Here is an 18,122-nt window from a genome sequence, read left to right on the forward strand (position 1 = left end):
TCACTCAAGGGTTGACGGTGACGATAATCTCTGTTCCTTGTCTAGGTTGACTCCTAATCGTCAGTTGTGCGCCGATGCGCTCTGCCCGTTCGCTCATGCCGAGTAAGCCAAAACCCTCAGAGGATGGCATACTCCCAACTCCAAAGCCCTGCCCATTGTCTCTCACGCGCAAGCAAACCTGATCGCGATCGTAGACTAGCTCCACTCGAATTTCGTCAGCATTGGCGTGTCGAATCGCATTGGTTAAGGCTTCCTGCCCAATCCGCAGTAGGTTACTCTCGACTTCAGTCGGTAGAGCATACACCGTACCTTCAATCTCATAATATAAAGTGGTATCCAGTGCGGCAGTTCTGATTTGAGCGATGAGACGGTGCAGAGCGCTCTGTAAACTACCCTCCTCCAAAAGCTGAGGACGGAGCGCGACGACTGATCGCCGCGCTTCAGTCAGTCCAGTTCGCGCCAATTCTTTGATCAGGTCTAGGTGTGCCTGAGCTGCTTCTAAATCATCCGTTAGCACCTGGTTCGCAGCTCCTACCTGAGCCAGAATGCCTGTAAACGCCTGAGCGAGTGTATCGTGAATCTCGCGTGCCATGCGGTTGCGCTCCTCTAAAATTGAGGCTTCTTCTGCTTGCTTCAGCGCCGTAATATCTCGCACTAACCAAATCACCTGCTCGTGCCGAATCGGGGCAATACGAGCCGAAAACCAGGTTTCTCGTCCAGCTATCCACTGGCTGTATTCAACAGTGAGGACTTGTTGGGTTCTCAGCGCCTGCTGAATGTAACTCAGGAATTCATCGGCTTGTTCCTTGGCATGGAGTTGATGCAGTGTTTTACCAATTTGCTCCTCGATTGGTTTATATAACTGATTGGGCTCTCTCTCGACGGCATCGAGTACTTCCCCTTCAGCAGTTAGTACATACAGCGGGTCGGGAATTGCCGCAAATAAAGTTTGCAGCTCTGTTTCTGAGGCTTGTAGAGCGGCTTCTGCTCGCTTGTGATCGTTAATATCTGCAATTACACATTCTATGTGTCCATCGGCTGTATTCGGACGAGAGGAGTAAAGTCCCCAAAATAGCGTGCCATTTCGTTTTCGTATCTGCACTTCAATGTTTCGCACATGCTTATCAAAGATTTGCATCTTACCCAGATGCTTGTGCGATTCAACTGGATTCACATAAAAGTCTGTGGTGCGTTTGATGCCAATAATCTCATCGGGTGAATCAAAGCCAAACAGCTCTACCAGGCGTTGATTGGCATCGAGAATTAATCCATCCGAGGGGCGAGTGCGGTAGATACCAACCTGTGAGTTTTCGAAGATTGTTCGGAACTTAGCCTCACTGCGTTGTAGTGCCTCTTCTGCTTGTCTACGCTGGGTGGTGTCACTGCCAACCGATAAGATTTCAATGACATCTCCCTGGTCATTGAAGATGGCTTGATTCGACCAGGCCATCCAAACTCGCCGACCGTCTCGACACAGGTTTTCACTCTCGCCTTGCGGGTACGATTGAGGATTACGAAGTAAATCGTGAACAAATGGTTTGACATCGCGTCCAGAGGTTTCGATGTCTGGAATGATGGTTTCAAATAAGGTTCGCCCTACAATCTGATGTTCTTCATAGCCCAGGAGTTTTACCCCATAATCGTTGATGTATCGAATTCGTCCTTGCGTGTCATAGCGAATGATGACGGAATTCGCGGTTTGTAGCAGGTTGCGGTAATTGGCTTCACTTTGTCGTAACGCAGCAGTTCGTTCTGCGACCTGTTGCTCTAAAGTGCAGTTGTAGTCGGCTAGGAGTTTCTCGGCTTGTTTGCGCTCTGTAATGTCCTGAAAGGTAGCAATCGCATAAGTGATATTGCCCTGTTGATCAAAAACTGGTGTTCCCCGTGCCTCAATTAGAGTTGTGACATGATCTCGACGAATTTCTATATCTTCAGTCCTAATGCGTTCGCCCCTTAATGCCCGCACAGCAGGCAAGCTCTCCGCTGGATAGATTTGATCCGTTCCCGCTACATAAAGCTGATAAGCCTCTGAGAGCTGCTCCGGTGCTATGGAAGTATCAGTTTCTTTGCCCAGGAGTTGATTGCCGCATTGGTTGGCATAGTAAGGGCAACCCGTCGCATCCACGATCGCAATTCCCACCGGAATCGCTTCGAGGAACTGGGTGATCTTGCTTTCCTTAGCCTGCAGTTCTGAGTAAAGGTTGGCATTTTCGATGGCGATCGCTGCTTGAGTCGATAATAGCTGCAAGACCTGCGATCGCTCTGGTGTAAATACTCCAACTGCTAACCGATTTTCTAAATACAATACACCGACCAGCTTGGCTTGATTTAGCAGCGGCAAACAGAAAATAGATTGAGGCTGGTGCTGTTGAATGTATGGCTCATTAATAAAAGCACCTTCACGAGTCGCATCATTTAAGGTGACAGGCTTCAGAGTCCGAATTACATATTGAATGATTGATTCTGGCAATTGATCGGCAATTGGAATAGACTGTAACACCTGAGTCGCACAAGCATTCTCATCGGCATTGAGTTCACAAGCCGCTTCAATCGACCATTCTCCTGAATTTTCTAAAATCAGATAGCCGGTTTGTGCGCCAGCATTCTCAATCAAAGTTTGCATCAGTGATCGCAGCAATTGCTTCAGTTCAATTTCACGAGAAATCGCCTGTGAAGCTTTCATCACTGCTGCTAAATCGAAAGCAGTATGGAAGGGATGAGTGATAGTTTCAGCAGTAATAGGAATTGATGTGGAAGCGGCTTTAGGCGACTGACAAAAGAACTGTGGATAGCGGTTTTCTAAGTCTTTAACTTTAGCGGTTGCGCCCCAGCGATCGTAGCAATAGTGCGCCTCTTTCATGTAGGTTTGAGCAATTTTTGACCGACCTCGCGCTAGATAATGCTTTGCCGCTAATTCATAAGCTAATGCTTCTTCCTGGATATACTCATTTTCGGCAGCACCTGCGATCGCTCGTTCATAAAGTTCCTCGGCCTCAAAGAATTGTCCTGAGACTCGCGCTTTCTCTGCTTCGACCAGATGAAATTTATGGAGATAATTCATTGGGGCGTGTTCTGCCCATTTCTGCATCTTTTCTTGATTGGAGCTAACACAATTTAGCCAAGCTACTTTTTCAGAGTTTGAAGCCTCAAGCCATAGACTCAAAAGCGCCAGAGAATGATAGAAACAGAATATAGGTAGAACCGTTATTGCTGTCACCTCTTCAAAATATTGCCTTGCCAAAATAGCAATTTGTACAGCTTGGTGGTGTTCTCCAAATAGATAACACAACATGACTTTGTGCAAATAGAGTATTTGGATTGCAGTTCCATCTTTGATTGCAATAGCGTGTGGCAACGCCTCATCTTCAATACATAGTCTACCGATTAAGCGGCTGGGATTCTCAGCCCCGTCTAGCAAGTTAAGAATGGTCTGCCGCAATATTGCCAGCCAATTCGAGGGGCTTTCTCGTCTGATCTGGTTAATCGCTTTGCTGTAAATTGCTGTTTTTTGTTTTAGTTGGGTAAGTTCCTCTCCAGCAAAAAATGAGTTGTGGCACACGCCATACGCAGCATAACCAGCAGTTTCAAAGTCTCCAGTTTCCACTCCATTTCGATACACATCAGCCAGAATGGGTATTATCTTCCTAAGATGCACCTTCCAGTGCAGGATATGGAAACTCGAAAACATTAATGTTTTCGAGTTTCCATTTTTGGCATTCAATCGTTCTGCCAAACTGAGAGCCAATTTGCCGAACTCATAACCGAATTCAATGTCTTGAACAACTCCACATAGAACAAACCCATAGCAGGCATAATACAATGATGACCAGATAGCATTACCGTAGTTAATTAATAAATTTATTGTTTTGCAAGTAATCAGTATCCAAAGGGCTGGTAACATTATAAATGCAGCAGATCCCATATTTGATAGGATTGACATAGCTGCCAGCGGTTCTAGTGCAGTCATCTCTGGTAAATTAATCAGGTCTTCGATTTCTCGTTCAGCAAGTAGTGCAGCCGTTGACTTCAATTCCTTTTGAATATCTGACTGACTTGGATTTTCTATTAAATCTATTCCCAAGAGCTTTAGCGCTTCCAATCCAGTTTTGAGTGCTTCTTTCAGGTTGCCCTGTGACAAATATGCTTGAATGCTGCTATCGTAAGCCTGCACTTTGTCAACCACTGTTTTGGCACGATCGAGTACCACTTTTACCAACTGTTCCATCTCATCAAAGCGACCCTGGAGATACGCCGCTTCTGCTGCTTCTGAATACAGCGCTAAGGTCAGGTCATACTCACTCTGCCAACTCTCTGTATCGAGAAGTTGAAGACCTGTAGTGAAATACTTAAAAGCTGCTTCATAAGCCGTTGCTGTTTTTGCTTTCTGACCTGCCGTTAAATTCAATCTGGCAATTTCAGTTCGTTCTGGTTGAGCAGTGACAAGCTCCGTTCCTTGATCGAGATGATCCACAATAGTAAACAGTCGATCGAATCGTTGCTCCGGTGAAGTTTTTTCGAGTAAATTGCGACCGATTTGGAGATGAACCACTTGTTTGCACGACTCATCAATTAGGGCATAAGCCGCTTGCTGCACGCGATCGTGCAGAAACTTATACTCTTGAACCAACAAATCTTCGTCCAATTCAGACAGAGGTTGAATTAATCCCGCTTGTATTGCTGCTAGTAGGTCCTGAAAAACTGCTTTCGGTGACTTTTCGCAAACGATCGCCAATGTCTCTAAATCAAATTCAGCCCCAGTACAAGCGGCGATGGAGAGAACTTGCTGTGTTGCTTCGGGCAATTTCTGCAACTGACGCAGTAGCAACTCCACCACATTATCCGTGATATTTTGAGCTTCAATCTCTTCCAGGTTCCACTGCCAACTCAATTGTTGGGCATCAAAGGTCAACAGATTTTCGCTATGCAGCAGCTTCAAAAATTCACCCACAAAGAAAGGGTTGCCCTCGGTTTTACGCAACACGACTTGGGCTAAAGAACGAACGGTATCAGGATTGCGATGTAATGTCTCAGCCACCAGTTGAGTTAACGGTTCCAGCGTTAAGGGGGTCAGGGTGATTTCTTGAAGCGCTGCCCCCTGCTTTCGCAAGCTTTCCAGCATCAAAATTAATGAATGCGTTGGAGATACTTCATGATCTCGATAGGCTCCGATCAAAAACAGATACTGGCTTTGCTCATCCAGTAAGATGAGTTCGATTAACTTCAAAGTCGCAGAATCGATCCACTGTAGATCGTCTAAAAAGATGACCAGGGGATGCTCTCTGGCACAAAACGCCCGCACAAACCTTTGAAACGTGAGATTGAAGCGATTCTGTGCCTCAGTTGCTCCAACTTCGGGTATAGGCGACTGCTTGCCAATGATTAACTCAACTTCGGGAATGACATCAATGATGATTTGTCCGTTGCTGCCCAGAGCCGTGAGCAGGCGCGATCGCCACACTTCCACCTGCTCCTCCGGTTCGCTCAAGAGTTGCTGCACTAACTTTTGCAGGGCATTCACAATGGCGCTGTAGGGAATGTTGCGCCCAAATTGGTCAAATTTGCCAGAGATAAAATAGCCTTGGTTTGCGGTGATCGGTTTATGGAGTTCCTGCACCAATGCCGTTTTGCCGATGCCAGCATAACCGGAGACCAGCATCATTTCACGATGCGATGGTAGGGTAATGTCTTCTTCTAATCCCCCACTTCCCCATTCCCCTACTCCCTCATTTCCTGCCACCCTGTCGAACGCCGCCAATAAGGCTGCAATCTTCGCTTCTCGCCCATACAGTTTTTGAGGAATGCAAAACTGTTCAGAAACATCTTGCAGACCCAATGGCATCGGTTCAATTAAACCCACTTCTGCCAGTTGCTGGGCACAGCGTTCTAAATCTGCTTTGATGCCCCAAGCACTTTGATAGCGATCCTCCGCATTCTTTGCCATCAGTTTCAAAATAAGATCTGAAACAGGTTGGGGAATCGTTGCGTTCAATTCATGCGGGGGAGTCGGCGGTCTGGCAATGTGGCAGTGGACTAGCTCTAGGAGATCTTTAGTGGGAAACGGTAATTGTCCCGTCAACAGTTCGTAGAAGGTTACGCCCAGTGAGTAGAAATCAGTGCGATAGTCGAGCATCCGGTTCATTCGTCCGGTTTGCTCTGGCGACAAATAGGCGGGGGTTCCTTCTAGAAGATGGAGACTTTTGAATGTGGGATTGGTGCGACTGAAGCGAGTGGCAATGCCAAAATCAATGATTTTAACAACGCTAGTCCTCGGATTAAAGACAATGTTGCCAGGATTAATATCTTTATGGATGACATGAGCCGCATGGATTTTGCCTAGAGTATCAGTAATGGCGATCGCCATATTCAAAAAAACCGACAGCGGCATGGGACAGAAGTCTAATTGTTGCCGCATCCAGCATTCTAAAGACTCACCGCCAAAGTCTTCCAAAAGAATAACCAGCGTGCGCTGGTAGTCTTGCTGGCTGTATGCCTTGACTACGCCTTCAATGTTGAGAAAGCGAGTAATTTCATACTCCTGCCTATAGCGAGTTAAATCCTGAGGAGAGGGATAATCCTGCTTGAGAACTTTGGCAATCACTGCACAGTTATCTTGCTCTCTGATGCCCCGATACACCAAAGAAGCTAAGCTCTCATAGATTTTGCTGTGGATAGTAATTCCAGGCAGGGTAATCATTGAATTCTCCCCCGATGAAAGACTGTCATCCGTTTCCCAAAGTATATTGCTTGCCAAACTCCAGAATATAAAGCTCGGTAATGGACTAGACCTGTAGAAACAGGTAACAATCAAAAGGGTAGTTGTCTGGAGACTTGAATATGGTGCTTGAACCGATTCTTTGCCCAACCTGCGGAAGTAACGATGTCGTCAAGCATGGTCAATCAGGTGAAGGCAAGCAACGCTACAAATGTCGCAATTCCCAATGTTCTCGCTCTACTTTTATTCGCGACTATCGGTATCGTGGATACCTCCCAGAAGTGAAACGGCAAATTGCAGATATGGCAGTCAACGGGAGTGGGATTCGAGATACCGCCCGTGTTCTCAAGATTAGCCGCACAACGGTGATTGAAACGCTAAAAAAAAGACCGTCACCTCAAAGCAATCAATGAAGCTCGTTTGGCAGAACTTGAACCGACTCAAACGATAGTGAAACTGTGCCAGTGGGAAGATCTGGAGGCTGAAGCTGACGAAATGTGGAGTTACGTCGGTTCAAAGAAACAGCAACGGTGGTTGTGGCACGCCATTGACCATCAGACGGGTGAAGTGTTGGCGTATGTGTTGTCTCATCATCAAGACAGTGCTTTCTTGGCACTCAAAGCGTTGTTAGAACCCTTTGGGATTATGCAGTTCTACACCGATGCTTGGGGTGCTTATGAAAGACACCTCGATCCAAGTCTACACAGGGTGGGTAAACGCCATACTCAGAAGATTGAGCGCAAGCATCTGACCTTACGCACCCGAATTAAACGGTTGGCTCGCAAAACCATTTGCTTTTCCAAATCCATCTGGTTGCATGATGTCGTCATTGGATTGTTCATCAACCGCTATGAGTTTGGCTTAAATGTTTAGATTTATTCCACAGGTCTAGTCCATTACCGTAGCGCTAGCTTTGGCCAATCCGATCGCTATGCTGCGGCCGATTCCGCCATGCCCGCTAATTACGATAGCAACGCGTCCGGTGAGATCGAACAATGTATGAGTTTTCATATGCTCCTTTCGTTGTCTCGAGTAGCAGCCTAACGTTCGTTTTGAAAAGTTTTCCATAAATTATCTTCCCTGAATGAATTGGTTTTGTAGGCACAGGAACTGCAAAACTCGTCGGTTGAACTTCTCTGAATTTTCAATAGACATTATTGGAAATAGCGAAGCACTAGAAAGCACGACAAGAGAGTACTTCTAGCAATTTTAAGCTTAGGCGGTTTTGAGTTGAGGATGGGTGAGTTGACGATGAGTGAGCCGAAAGTTGTGCAGTCCGCAGGCAGTTTCCATCACATCATCCGCATAATAGCCAGTTCGGTTGCGAAACTTGTGTGCCACAATGTTGCAGCGTTTGATGCCACTGATTTGATGTTCTATTTCGACTCGTTCGCTGGAAATCTCCCGGTTGTGGTGTTTATCTTGGTCGCTTAACTGCTGGTTTCGAGGCTTTTTCTTCGGTTGTCTAATCGTCACTCCAGGGGGTGCAAACCCTTGAAACCCTCTGTCTTGCCACAAGGTACTGCCGGGTGGAAACTGGTATTCCTCGCCGTCACAAATGGCTTTGTCATGCACACTGCCACAGTAGGTGTCGCTTAAAAACACAACCTTTCCCCCCCGCTCACTGATGATATTGTTGGTCATCGTATGACGCTTCTTTTTGCCACTGTAATAATCCTGCTGGCGCTCTGGGTCTTTTGGCCGATTCATCGGGCGCTCAGTGCCGTCGATGATGAACTCCAAACTGGGACACTCCCTTAACACCGCTTCTAGCCGTGCGGGTTCTCGCTCCGGTAATTGTTTCTCATAGCCCAATGCTTGATTCAATATTCGGCTCAACTTGTGAATCCATTCCCAGGCTTGGGTTTGTCCAATCCCAAACAAAAACCCTTGCACCGTTTGGGTGGGATACACTCGGAAGTACACCAAAATAAATAACAGTTTGTCTGCACTGCTGGACACCTCAGCGTGTCGTCCTCCCCCATAGCGACGGGCACGAGGTCGCTTAATGTATTCCCGTTCGATATATTCTTGCCATGCCACCTCAAAGCTTTCCAGCAATTGCTCAAATTCCGCAGGCTTTAATCCCGTGAGACTTTGCAACACGTAGGGCTTACCTTGAACTTTGCTATAGCTCAACATCGCTGGTTCCGTTCGACTTGCGTTATCTTTTTCGCATCCTATTCTATTTCCGATTAAGTCTAATAAACATAAAATGTCCGCCGCCTTCAGCGGCTTCAAAAATTTCTAATTCAGAGTTCGGAATGCTTTGATGAATCCAGGCTTGCGATCGCCATGGGATGATACTTTTTCTTCTAGAAATGACCAAAGTTGGCTTGCGAATTCTGACAATTTGATCGCGCCAGTCGGTGTGAGCGTGGTTGTACAGCAGTGTCGCAGCGATCGCCCGTGGACAGCGCAGATTGCACTCGACAATCCATTCAAACTGATCCTTTGACATCATTGGCGTGACCATTGAAACCAGAAGATTGCGGGTAAATTCCTCAGCTTTACAATTCTCTAGTGCGTGTACTGCTGCATCGAGTTGGTCGGCAGTAAACACTGCCCCGGACTCTACTATTTCTTGAGCATTCCAATGCATCCTCGAAATGACCAACGGCGATTGATCAACCAACACTAATCGAGCAATTTCATTGAATCCAAACAGATCAAGATAGCTCCAGATTAGGGAACACCCCATTGAGTGACCGAATAGATGTGTGTTTTTAAGTTGCAGAGCGCTGATTAATACCAATTTAAATGGTGTCAATGACAGATAGTGCATTGAGGATAAAGGGGTAGCCTGTAAGGGAAGCAATCACTTGAGGGGTTAGCTGGGCTAAGAGTTGATCAACCCTGGATTGCAGTTGGTCAAGCGTTTTGAACGCAGCCCACTTGAGATCCGCCTTGAGATGTTCCCATAAACGCTCGATAGGATTTAACTCTGGGCAGTAAGGCGGTTGAAACACCAAGATAATGTTCTCTGGCACAATAAGGTCTTTGCCTTTGTGGAACCGTCCGTTATCCACTTGCAGGATGTTGAGACTATCGGGGTAAGCCTTGGAGAACTCATCTAAGAACCATTGGTAGCATGCGGTATCGACATGGGAGAATTGCAAGAAAAAGGACTCTCCTGTGGTAGGTTCCACAGCACCGTATAGCCAGAATGCTTTGAATATCCATTGCCACGCCCCGATGGGTTTAACCCCAACTGCCGTAATTAATCGTCCGATGAGCGTGTGAAGTCCAAAGCGACTCTCATCTTGTGCGAAGTAACGAATCGGTCGCTCATCCTGGCGCACCTGCCGATAGTACTGACTCAATAAGTCGAGGTCGTCTGCGAGGTTTGCTTAAATGCCTCTCGCTGGACTCGGTTCTGCTTGATGTTTTGAGGACGGGCGACCTTGAGTTTCGCTTTGAGTCGATAGCGCGTCATCTGGTAGACCGCATGATACTCGGCTTCTACCCCTAAACTCTCTAACAGCCACTGCTGCACCTTCCCATAGCTGCTAAACCCATTGCTCGGTTCCTGCAATCGCTTGGCTAAGGCAACCTCCGCCCACATTGGAATCACCCGGTTGCCTCCTCCTGGAGTGGGTTTAACCACCAGCAATGCTTCTAATCCTTGCGCTCGGTACAGGGCTAACCATTTTTGCACCGTGCCCCGATGCCTGCCAATTGCAATCGCAATCTGACTGACACTCGGTGCGTGCGCTTGTTTGAGCCAGTACAACACTTGCAATCGCTCTTTGAGTATCGGCTGTTCAACCGCTCGCAAACGGGTGCCTAGCTCCTCGAGACTTTCTTTAATTGCGATTGCGCTTACTCCAGCCATTGTTAGACTCTCACCTCTACATCGCTCAGTTTATCTGATCTGTAATGGCTCCAATTTAATTTGGTATAATTCATGAATATCTTGAGCCAAGCGAGCAATGCGATAACCGAACGTCACTTTTTCTGACTCACCGTGTCCTCGTGGATCGATCGCGATCACATGATACTGTTCGGCAAAAACGGGAATTTGATATTTGAATTGCTCCGCCGATTGCGACCAACCGGGAATCATCACGATCGGTTGTCCTTTGCCCGCACTGATGTAGCTTAAGTGGACATCATCGGACGTTTTGAATGTGTTTCGTTGCATGTTGTCCTTTGCGCTGTCTTCGCCGCACTGGATCGTTAAACGCTCGGTCTCATGACATGCTCTGTTTTAAGCAGGGTGATTGATGCTTTTAGAGCAGAATGTAGAAATGTCGCAACCTGCTGTTGCTGAGTTTCAGTCTTGGCATTCTCAGTCAATCGAGCTGATTGCAGCACCGCCCCAACCCAATGTTGGGTATGCCAAAAAGCCTGACCATCAAGAATCGGAAGATTGGCGATGTCTGGATATGGATAAGGGGACACATACCAATAAGATTCTGGAGGTAATGTTCTAGACCTGTGGAAATGCGAGAATACAGACAGGCGTTTACCCGTGAACTTACAGCATGGTTTTAGAACCTGTTCTTTGTCCTGATTGTGGAAGCAATAACGTGGTCAAGCACGGTCGCTCTGAGGAGAGCAAGCAACGTTATAAATGTCGTAATTCGGAATGCGCTCGCAGCACCTTCATTCGAGACTATGCTTACCGAGGCTACTTGCCCGAAGTCAAACAGCAGATTGTTGATATGGCAGTCAACGGGAGTGGCATCCGAGATACTGCACGAGTGTTGAAGATTAGTCCGACTACGGTGATTGAAGAGTTAAAAAAAAGATCGACATCTCAAAGCAGTCAATGAAGCTCGTCTAGCCCAGCTTGAACCGACTCAAACCATCGTCAAGCTGTGCCAATGGGAGGATGTAGAGGCAGAAGTGGATGAGATGGGTCGTTTTGTCCACTCCAAGCAACAGCAACGTTGGTTGTGGCACGCCATTGATCATGCAACAGGCGAAGTATTGGCATATGTCTTGTCGAACCATCAAGACACGGCTTTTCTCGAACTCAAGTCATTGTTGGAGCCATTTGGGATTATGCAGTTCTATACGGACGGCTGGGGTGCTTATGAGCGACATCTGGAGCCAGCGTTTCATACCGTTGGTAAACACAATACTCAGACGATTGAGCGTAAGCATTTGACTTTACGGACTCGGATCAAGCGATTAGCTCGCAAAACTATTTGCTTTTCTAAGTCCATCTGGTTGCACGATTAGTCATTGGACTGTTCATCAATCGCTATGAATTTGGCTTGCTGGTTTAGAGCTATCCACAGGTCTAGAACATTAGTGCGCCGAGCGAAGCTCGGCTCTGCCAACCAGGGGAAGAACCTGGTCAGGGAAGCCTTGGCAAGGCACCAAGTACCGAGTGTTGCGCTGTCATCGGCAACGAGGACAGTGAAGCGTACACAGGGAGATGATGGGCTGCAATGCGAAAGCGTGAAGGGATTGAGCCCCGAAATTAGACATACACGTGGATGCCGACACAGTTCGTGTTGTGGAAGGCAAAACCAACAGAGCCAACTGCCAGGGTTCTGGAGGGTCCACCGGGGTCGGAGACCGTAGCACGTCATCAAGGTAGAGTCGGGAACTTGGGAGGTCCCATGAACTCCTCCATCGGGGGGTAGAGCCGCACAACCGGCAAACCGGAAGAACGCTCAACGATTCATGGGAAGTCGGATGTCCCCATAGTAGTGAAGAAGTGGGGTAACGCCCACGGAGCGAAGGGGGACACATTGGGTCGAACACTCGAAGGCAACATCAACCACACTCAGAGGTGGAAGTATGGTGACAACAGGAATCGAGCGGATAGCCGAACGGGCTCACAGAGAACCAGGGACTGTCTTCAGTGCCCTGATGCACCACTATAGTGTGGAGAATCTGCGAGCCTGCTTTCAGTCGCTAGACAACAAAGCGCCTGGAATCGATGGAGTGACGAAAACGGAGTACGGACAGAACCTGGAGGAAAATCTACAGGGGTTGCACCGGAAACTGAACCAGATGTCGTATCGACCCCAAGCGGTACGACGAGTCGAGATTCCCAAAGAAGATGGCAGCTTGCGCCCTCTGGGAATTAGTTGCGTTGAAGACAAAATCGTTCAGGAGATGACTCGTCGGGTCTTAGAATCAATTTACGAACCGGTATTCCTCAGTAACTCCTATGGGTTTCGACCCCATAAAGGATGTCATGATGCCCTGCGGCAACTGCATCAGGAGGTCATGGGGCAACCCGTTGGGTGGATTGCAGACCTAGACCTGGCTCAATTCTTCGACACCATGCCGCACCAGGAAATCCTCAAGGTATTAGCCCTGCGGATTCGGGATAGAAGATTCCTACAGGTGATTGCGCGAATGCTCAAAGCCGGAGTCCAAACCCTAGGCGGCGTAGTACAGGATGAATTGGGTAGCCCGCAAGGCTCGATAGTCTCCCCCGTCATTGCAAATGTGTTCTTGGATTTTGTGCTAGATCAGTGGTTTACCACCATTGTGCGCCAGCACTGCCGAGGCTACTGCGCTCTGATCCGGTATGCGGACGATAGCATTGCCTTGTTTGAGTTCGAGGACGATGCTCGACGATTCATGCGGGTTCTGCCCAAGCGATTGGAGAAGTTCGGCTTGCGCCTCAATGAGGAGAAAACCCAACTTCTTCCCTGCGGCAAGCGGCAAGCGGGTCTAGCCCTCAAGTACGGGAGAAAATTCCCCAGCTTTGATTTTCTGGGGTTCACCCATTACTGGGGCAAGAGTCGCAACGGAAAAGCCCGATTAAAGCGCAAGACTTCAAAGAAACGATTTCGCCGTGCGTTAGTCACCCTCAATCAATGGTTGCAGCAAAAACGCAATGCTCATAAGCTGCCTCAGCTATGGCAAGCAATCGGGCAAAAGCTGCGCGGACACTTCAACTACTTTGGGGTCACCGACAACGGTCATGCGCTCTACCACTTTGAAGACGCAGTTCACAAGCTGGTCTTCAAATGGCTGAATCGACGGAGTCAACGACGTAGCTTTCGCTGGGAGAGCTTTCTACGCTATCTGGCGTGGCATCCTCTCCCCAGACCTGGTCGCTTAGTGTCGCTTTATTAGAGCAGGTGAATGGCTCAATGAAGAGGCTTGTGCGGGAAAACCGCAGGCAGGCTTCTGTGAGGGGGAGGTTTCCAACGATGCAAGGCTAAATCGTGTGACACTCTCGTATTCCGAAAGGGGAGAGCAACGGGGAATACAAAGCAAGCCTAAACATTGGAGGAACCCTCTCTACTCGACCCATTTTTGGTGTCAGGAAGTGTAATCAGCGTTGCGATATCAAAATGGTGGGGCAGATGTGAATGGCTGAAGTATTCTTATTCGTTGTGGCAAGCGTCTGAAGCAGCCGCTGCGTAGTAATGTAGTAGCCGCTAATTCACGCAATGCAGTGCCAAGCTGGCATCAAAGGATGCACCATGAGCAAGGGGATGATCGGGAAAGTCATCCGGTGGATAGTCTAAAAACACAATTTTGCTGACATCGGCACCAAGTTTAGAAATCGCTTGCTGGAGCCAATCCAGCCCTTCTCGTATGGTCTTTCCCTGTCATGGCAAAGATGAGATCGTGTCATTCTGATCATCTAGCACGATTAAGATGGGGCTGATAGGTTCGAGGGCGATTTGAAAGGGCTAAGTCGCTAGAATCGTTGATCCAACAAACGCTTCTAAAACTGGATTCCATCAAATTCAATATTGAGATTGCACACGTGAAAGCTAGCTCTGATCAGAAGTCACGAGGCGATAACGATCGGCGGCGTGTACTTGGTTGAAATTTGGGATCATGCTCTGTCGAGCAGCATCGAAAGTATGCCACTGCTCTACATCGGAAAGCGACGGGATGGTGATTGTTTCGCGGCGATCGAAGCCAATCAGGGCAGCATCCACCAGTTCATCCACTTCCATCAAAAGCGGTAGCGCATTCATATCCCACCCTGAGCGCTCCCAGACTTCTGTCCGCGTTGCTGCTGGTAGCACAGCTTGAACATAGACCCCTTTAGGTTCAAGCTCAAGGTGAAGCCCCTGGGTGAGGAAGAGGACAAAGGCTTTGGTAGCTCCATAGACGGTCAGACCAAATTCCGGTGCCAACCCGACTACCGAACTGATGTTGATCATCGCGCCATTGCCAGCCTTAACGAAGCGTGGGGCGACGGCACTGGCAAGCCGCACCAAGGCTGTGGTGTTGAGGTTGATAATTTTAGTCACCTCGTCTGGGCTTTGATCAACGAAACTGCTGGCAATGCTGGCACCTGCGTTGTTGACCAGAATACTGATGCGCATGTCGGTGCGTAGCCGCTCCTCCACAGGGGCGAGTTCATCGACGTTGGTGAGATCCGCCTGAAGGATGTCAACCGTCACTCCGCTTTCCCGGCGCAGTCGTGCGGCTAGAGCTTCCATGCGAGTGCGATCACGCGCTACCAGCACGAGATCGTAACCACGCTTTGCGAAGCGATCGGCATAGACGGCCCCAATTCCGGTGGATGCCCCCGTTACAAGTGCGGTCTGATTGATTAAGTTACTCATGATCTTGCTCCTTTATGTCTGTGTACAAACGTTGTGCAGTGAATCAATGTTTAAGAGAGGTCACCGTCCAGGAGCCCGTGTCTTCACCTCCTGGAGCACCCAACCGTTGCCGTCTGGATCACTGAAAGAGGCAAACGAGCTATAGTCACGATGCTCTGGATCGGGTCCAGTTACCTGTCCTTCGTTCCCAGCGTGGTGGAAGATCCCTCCCTCGTCATGGAATACCTCACTCACCTCAACGCCGCGATCTACAAGTGCGGCGCGGGCTGTCTCAATGTCATAAACGATGAGGTGTAGACCCTGCATTGATCCCGGCATGGCTGACGTAACTCCGTTGCCGATGATAATCGAGCACTCTGGCTGGGAGGAGTTAGCTGCACTACCCGGAAGTCCTTACTGGTAACAAAGTCGGCATCCAACCGCCATCCCAACGTCTCATAGAAGCCCTTGGATCGATCGACATCCGAAACGGGCAATACCAGAACTTCGAGTTTCATGTTTTGACTGTTCACGTTAATGTTGCTCATCTTGATTGTTCTCCGTTATGTTGGTGAGTCTGCTGCTCACCTGGTTATACCAAATCAAAAAATGCCTGCGACAGATAGTGCATCTACAATAAAGCTAAAGCCAGTCAGAGAAGCAACGGTTTTGGTCGTTAAATCGGCAATCAATTTGTCCACTTTCGTTTGTAGTTGAGTTAGGTTCTTGAACAGTGCCCAGCGCAAATCCTTCTTCAAGTGCTGCCACAACCGCTCAATGGGATTCAACTCAGGGCAGTAAGGCGGTTGAAACAGCAGCATGATATTGTCTGGAATCACCAGGTCTTTGGCTTTATGAAAGGCTCCGTTATCGACTTGGAGGATGTTGAGGCTATCTGGATAGGCTTGCGAAAATTGGTCGAGGAAAAGCTGATAGCATTCACTATCGACATGGGTAAATTGCAAAAAGAACTGCTCTCCGGTGGTCGGTTCCACCGCACCATAGATCCAAAAGGCTTTGAACTGCCATTGCCAACTGCCTAGTGGTTTGACTCCTAAGCTCGTGATCAATCGTCCAACTGTCGTTTTCAACCCAAATCGACTTTCATCCTGAGCGAAGTAGCGAATCCGTTCAAACTCCGGTTTTACTAGCGTTGCATACTGTTTGAGCAGAATCAGGTCGTCGCTGAGGTTTGCTTAAAGGCCTCAAGGGCTTCTGGGTTCTGCTTGGCATGAACCGGACGGGCGGCTTTCAACTTCGCACCCAAGCGGTAGCGCACCAGATGATGCACGGTGGCATACTCGGCTTCTACGTTCAAGGTCTCTGATAACCATTGCTGCACTTGTGTGTAGCTGCCAAAGCCTGTTTCAGGGTCATCCAATCGTCGTTGCAGGCTCTTGAGCGCCCACCCTGGAATCACCTGCGGTCGTCCTGAACTTTGGCGAGTTTCGAGCAATCCGTTCAGTCCCGCTTCCCGATACTGGCTCAACCAGCGTTGCACACTCCCCCGGTGCCGCCCGACCACTTTTGCAATCGCACTAATACTCCTGGCATCCGCTAACTTCAGCAAGTACAACACTTGCAACCGCTCTTTCCGGTTTGGATTTGATTGCTGTTGAATCAGAGCTTCTAGTTCTGCCACTGTTTCCTGGATTTTGATGCGAGTGACACCCACCATTGCTGTTGTTCTCCACACGGTAGAACTTAGTCTCCCATTTGTTACTCCCTTTTTTCAATTTGGTATTACCCTTCATTCTTCAGCGATCGCCCAATTCAAACCACTCAAGTTCTTTGAGTTAAAACGCGATTTAATCGTTTTGCTTTGGAGGGTAAGCCGCAGTTGCGCTGTGAGCTTGAGCTTGAGCGCACAGGGGCGCTCCGACGATCCAACTATCGTACTGCTGTCCCAGATCTATCCAACCATCGGGTGGCGTTTGACTAATTTCGGGGAAGAATTCGTCGATTCCGCCGGGTATAGCGCTACGCATGAATGTTGGAACACTGATTGAACGCAGCATCGACACACTCACGAAAGCTATCAAACTCATCCCACCGTTGCCTCATCCAATTCTTAAGCACAAACCACCAATGCTCAATCTGATTGAAGTCAGGAGAGTAGGCAGGCAGATACCAAAGCTCACAGTCAGCCGCTGCTACCCTGTCCTCAATGCTTTGAGAATGGTGAAAACTAGCATTATCGATGACGATGACATCTCCTGGCTGCAGTTGCGGTAATAGACACTCCTCTAACCACACCTCAAACAAATCCCGGTTACACGAGCCGATAAACGTCAGCGGTGCAAAAAGCTTCCCCTGTTTAAGTGCCGCAATCCAACTGACTCTCTCGGTGCGTTTGCCCGACTTGAGGGCATGAAAGCGGTGTCCAATCTCGCAGTAGCCATAGGGATACTCGTCTCGATTATCAACGCCTGCTTCGTCGACATAAACCATCTGAGCCGCTGTCTTGGTCTTCAATCGCGCTTGAAACTCTTGGCGCTTAAGCTCATCTCGCTCTTGATACCCGTACGTCTTTTTTTTCGACTGATTCCCAGCTTTTGCAACGCATCACTGATGTTTTGTTGCGTCACACCCTCTCCCCATAAAGTTGCCATTTGCCCTTGGGTCTTGCCGCCATGCTCTTGCACAAACTCCCTAAACCGTTGCCAATCGGTGATTTTATGTCTACACCCCTGCTGATAGTTGCGTATGGCTCCACACTTCCCGGTTTGGGCTTCTCGTTTGAGCCACTGGTCTAAGGTATTGCGGCTGATATTTAACATCCGGCTGACTTCGGTTTTACGGTCTCCTCGTTTGACTGCTGCAATTGCTTTCTGACGAAGGTCGTCACTGTAGGGGGCTGGCATAAAAGGTCATTGATATTCTTTGCAATCTTAACTATACGTCCTCATAAGATTTCGTAG

Annotated in this window: 16 protein-coding genes and 1 pseudogene; 4 read left to right on the plus strand and 13 right to left on the minus strand. The window is 48.4% G+C overall.

Translation table 11 applies throughout. The annotated features are described in order from the left end of the window. Positions 1 to 4 precede the first annotated feature (4 nt). A complete protein-coding gene (locus tag JOY44_RS22670; RefSeq protein WP_171575700.1) occupies positions 5 to 6,694 on the minus strand; it encodes a PAS domain S-box protein in 6,690 nt (2,229 codons plus the stop codon). A 140-nt stretch (positions 6,695 to 6,834) separates the two neighbouring features. Between JOY44_RS22670 and JOY44_RS32980 the strand changes: the two genes are divergently transcribed. Next, a protein-coding gene (locus JOY44_RS32980) for an IS1 family transposase (RefSeq protein ID WP_415881097.1) occupies positions 6,835 to 7,585 on the plus strand; the annotation gives its coding sequence in 2 pieces (ribosomal slippage) (positions 6,835 to 7,104 and positions 7,106 to 7,585; 750 coding nt in all). 342 nt (positions 7,586 to 7,927) lie between these two features. On the opposite strand, the gene JOY44_RS22685 is transcribed toward JOY44_RS32980, so the two are convergent. From JOY44_RS22685 to JOY44_RS22705, 5 genes are read right to left on the minus strand one after another with little or no spacing between them, the layout of a single operon-like run. Beyond that, entirely contained in the window at positions 7,928 to 8,854 is a 927-nt protein-coding gene (locus JOY44_RS22685) for a transposase family protein (protein WP_197985628.1), read from the minus strand. A gap of 43 nt (positions 8,855 to 8,897) precedes the next feature. Continuing rightward, the gene (locus JOY44_RS22690; protein ID WP_281063321.1) at positions 8,898 to 9,497 is read right to left on the minus strand and encodes an alpha/beta fold hydrolase; all 600 of its coding nucleotides are present in this window, start codon (positions 9,495 to 9,497) and stop codon (positions 8,898 to 8,900) included. Further along, positions 9,469 to 10,035 (minus strand): IS630 family transposase, encoded by a 567-nt coding sequence (locus JOY44_RS22695; protein ID WP_171572406.1) that lies wholly within the window; start codon positions 10,033 to 10,035, stop codon positions 9,469 to 9,471. Before JOY44_RS22695 ends, JOY44_RS22690 begins: the two co-directional genes overlap by 29 nt. Next, positions 10,032 to 10,547 carry a helix-turn-helix domain-containing protein gene (locus tag JOY44_RS22700; RefSeq protein WP_171572405.1) on the minus strand — a complete coding sequence of 172 codons (516 nt, stop codon included), beginning with the start codon at positions 10,545 to 10,547 and terminating at the stop codon, positions 10,032 to 10,034. The genes JOY44_RS22695 and JOY44_RS22700 overlap by 4 nt, the downstream gene beginning before the upstream one ends. Before the next feature lie 30 nt (positions 10,548 to 10,577). Further along, positions 10,578 to 10,856, minus strand: a complete 279-nt coding sequence (locus JOY44_RS22705) for an alpha/beta fold hydrolase (RefSeq protein WP_171575702.1) — start codon at positions 10,854 to 10,856, stop codon at positions 10,578 to 10,580. A gap of 82 nt (positions 10,857 to 10,938) precedes the next feature. On the opposite strand from JOY44_RS22705, the gene JOY44_RS22710 reads away from it, so the two are divergent. The 3 genes and pseudogenes from JOY44_RS22710 to ltrA all read left to right on the plus strand — a co-directional run bounded on the left by JOY44_RS22710 (position 10,939) and on the right by ltrA (position 13,765). Continuing rightward, entirely contained in the window at positions 10,939 to 11,148 is a 210-nt protein-coding gene (locus JOY44_RS22710; protein WP_171575703.1) for a hypothetical protein, read from the plus strand. 51 nt (positions 11,149 to 11,199) lie between these two features. Then, positions 11,200 to 11,949 (plus strand): annotated as a pseudogene (locus tag JOY44_RS32490) (IS1 family transposase). Positions 11,950 to 12,469: 520 nt separating this feature from the next. Beyond that, positions 12,470 to 13,765, plus strand: a complete 1,296-nt coding sequence (gene ltrA / locus JOY44_RS22725) for a group II intron reverse transcriptase/maturase (RefSeq protein ID WP_171574387.1) — start codon at positions 12,470 to 12,472, stop codon at positions 13,763 to 13,765. 650 nt (positions 13,766 to 14,415) lie between these two features. Here ltrA and JOY44_RS22730 read toward each other — a convergent pair. From JOY44_RS22730 to JOY44_RS22755, 7 genes are all read right to left on the minus strand, one after another. Beyond that, a complete protein-coding gene (locus tag JOY44_RS22730) occupies positions 14,416 to 15,222 on the minus strand; it encodes an SDR family NAD(P)-dependent oxidoreductase (RefSeq protein WP_171575704.1) in 807 nt (268 codons plus the stop codon). A 60-nt stretch (positions 15,223 to 15,282) separates the two neighbouring features. After that, the gene (locus JOY44_RS22735; RefSeq protein ID WP_203032091.1) at positions 15,283 to 15,540 is read right to left on the minus strand and encodes a hypothetical protein; all 258 of its coding nucleotides are present in this window, start codon (positions 15,538 to 15,540) and stop codon (positions 15,283 to 15,285) included. Next, complete coding sequence (locus JOY44_RS32985; protein WP_415881123.1) at positions 15,471 to 15,749, minus strand: hypothetical protein; 279 nt, start codon at positions 15,747 to 15,749, stop codon at positions 15,471 to 15,473. Before JOY44_RS32985 ends, JOY44_RS22735 begins: the two co-directional genes overlap by 70 nt. Before the next feature lie 54 nt (positions 15,750 to 15,803). Then, positions 15,804 to 16,379 (minus strand): IS630 family transposase, encoded by a 576-nt coding sequence (locus tag JOY44_RS22740; RefSeq protein ID WP_171575927.1) that lies wholly within the window; start codon positions 16,377 to 16,379, stop codon positions 15,804 to 15,806. Continuing rightward, the gene (locus JOY44_RS22745) at positions 16,376 to 16,879 is read right to left on the minus strand and encodes a helix-turn-helix domain-containing protein (RefSeq protein ID WP_171573907.1); all 504 of its coding nucleotides are present in this window, start codon (positions 16,877 to 16,879) and stop codon (positions 16,376 to 16,378) included. The genes JOY44_RS22740 and JOY44_RS22745 overlap by 4 nt, the downstream gene beginning before the upstream one ends. 130 nt (positions 16,880 to 17,009) lie before the next feature. After that, positions 17,010 to 17,189: a hypothetical protein gene (locus JOY44_RS22750; RefSeq protein WP_171573862.1), complete on the minus strand. Its 180-nt coding sequence runs from the start codon at positions 17,187 to 17,189 to the stop codon at positions 17,010 to 17,012. Next, positions 17,182 to 18,065, minus strand: a protein-coding gene (locus JOY44_RS22755; protein ID WP_197985220.1) for an IS630 family transposase whose coding sequence is annotated in 2 segments (ribosomal slippage) — positions 17,182 to 17,736 and positions 17,739 to 18,065 — 882 coding nt in all. Because the reading frame shifts where the segments join, the coding sequence is not laid out codon by codon here. Before JOY44_RS22755 ends, JOY44_RS22750 begins: the two co-directional genes overlap by 8 nt. Positions 18,066 to 18,122 lie beyond the last annotated feature (57 nt).

The organism is Leptolyngbya sp. Cla-17, from assembly GCF_016807185.1.
Taxonomy (GTDB): domain Bacteria; phylum Cyanobacteriota; class Cyanobacteriia; order Leptolyngbyales; family Leptolyngbyaceae; genus ULC077BIN1.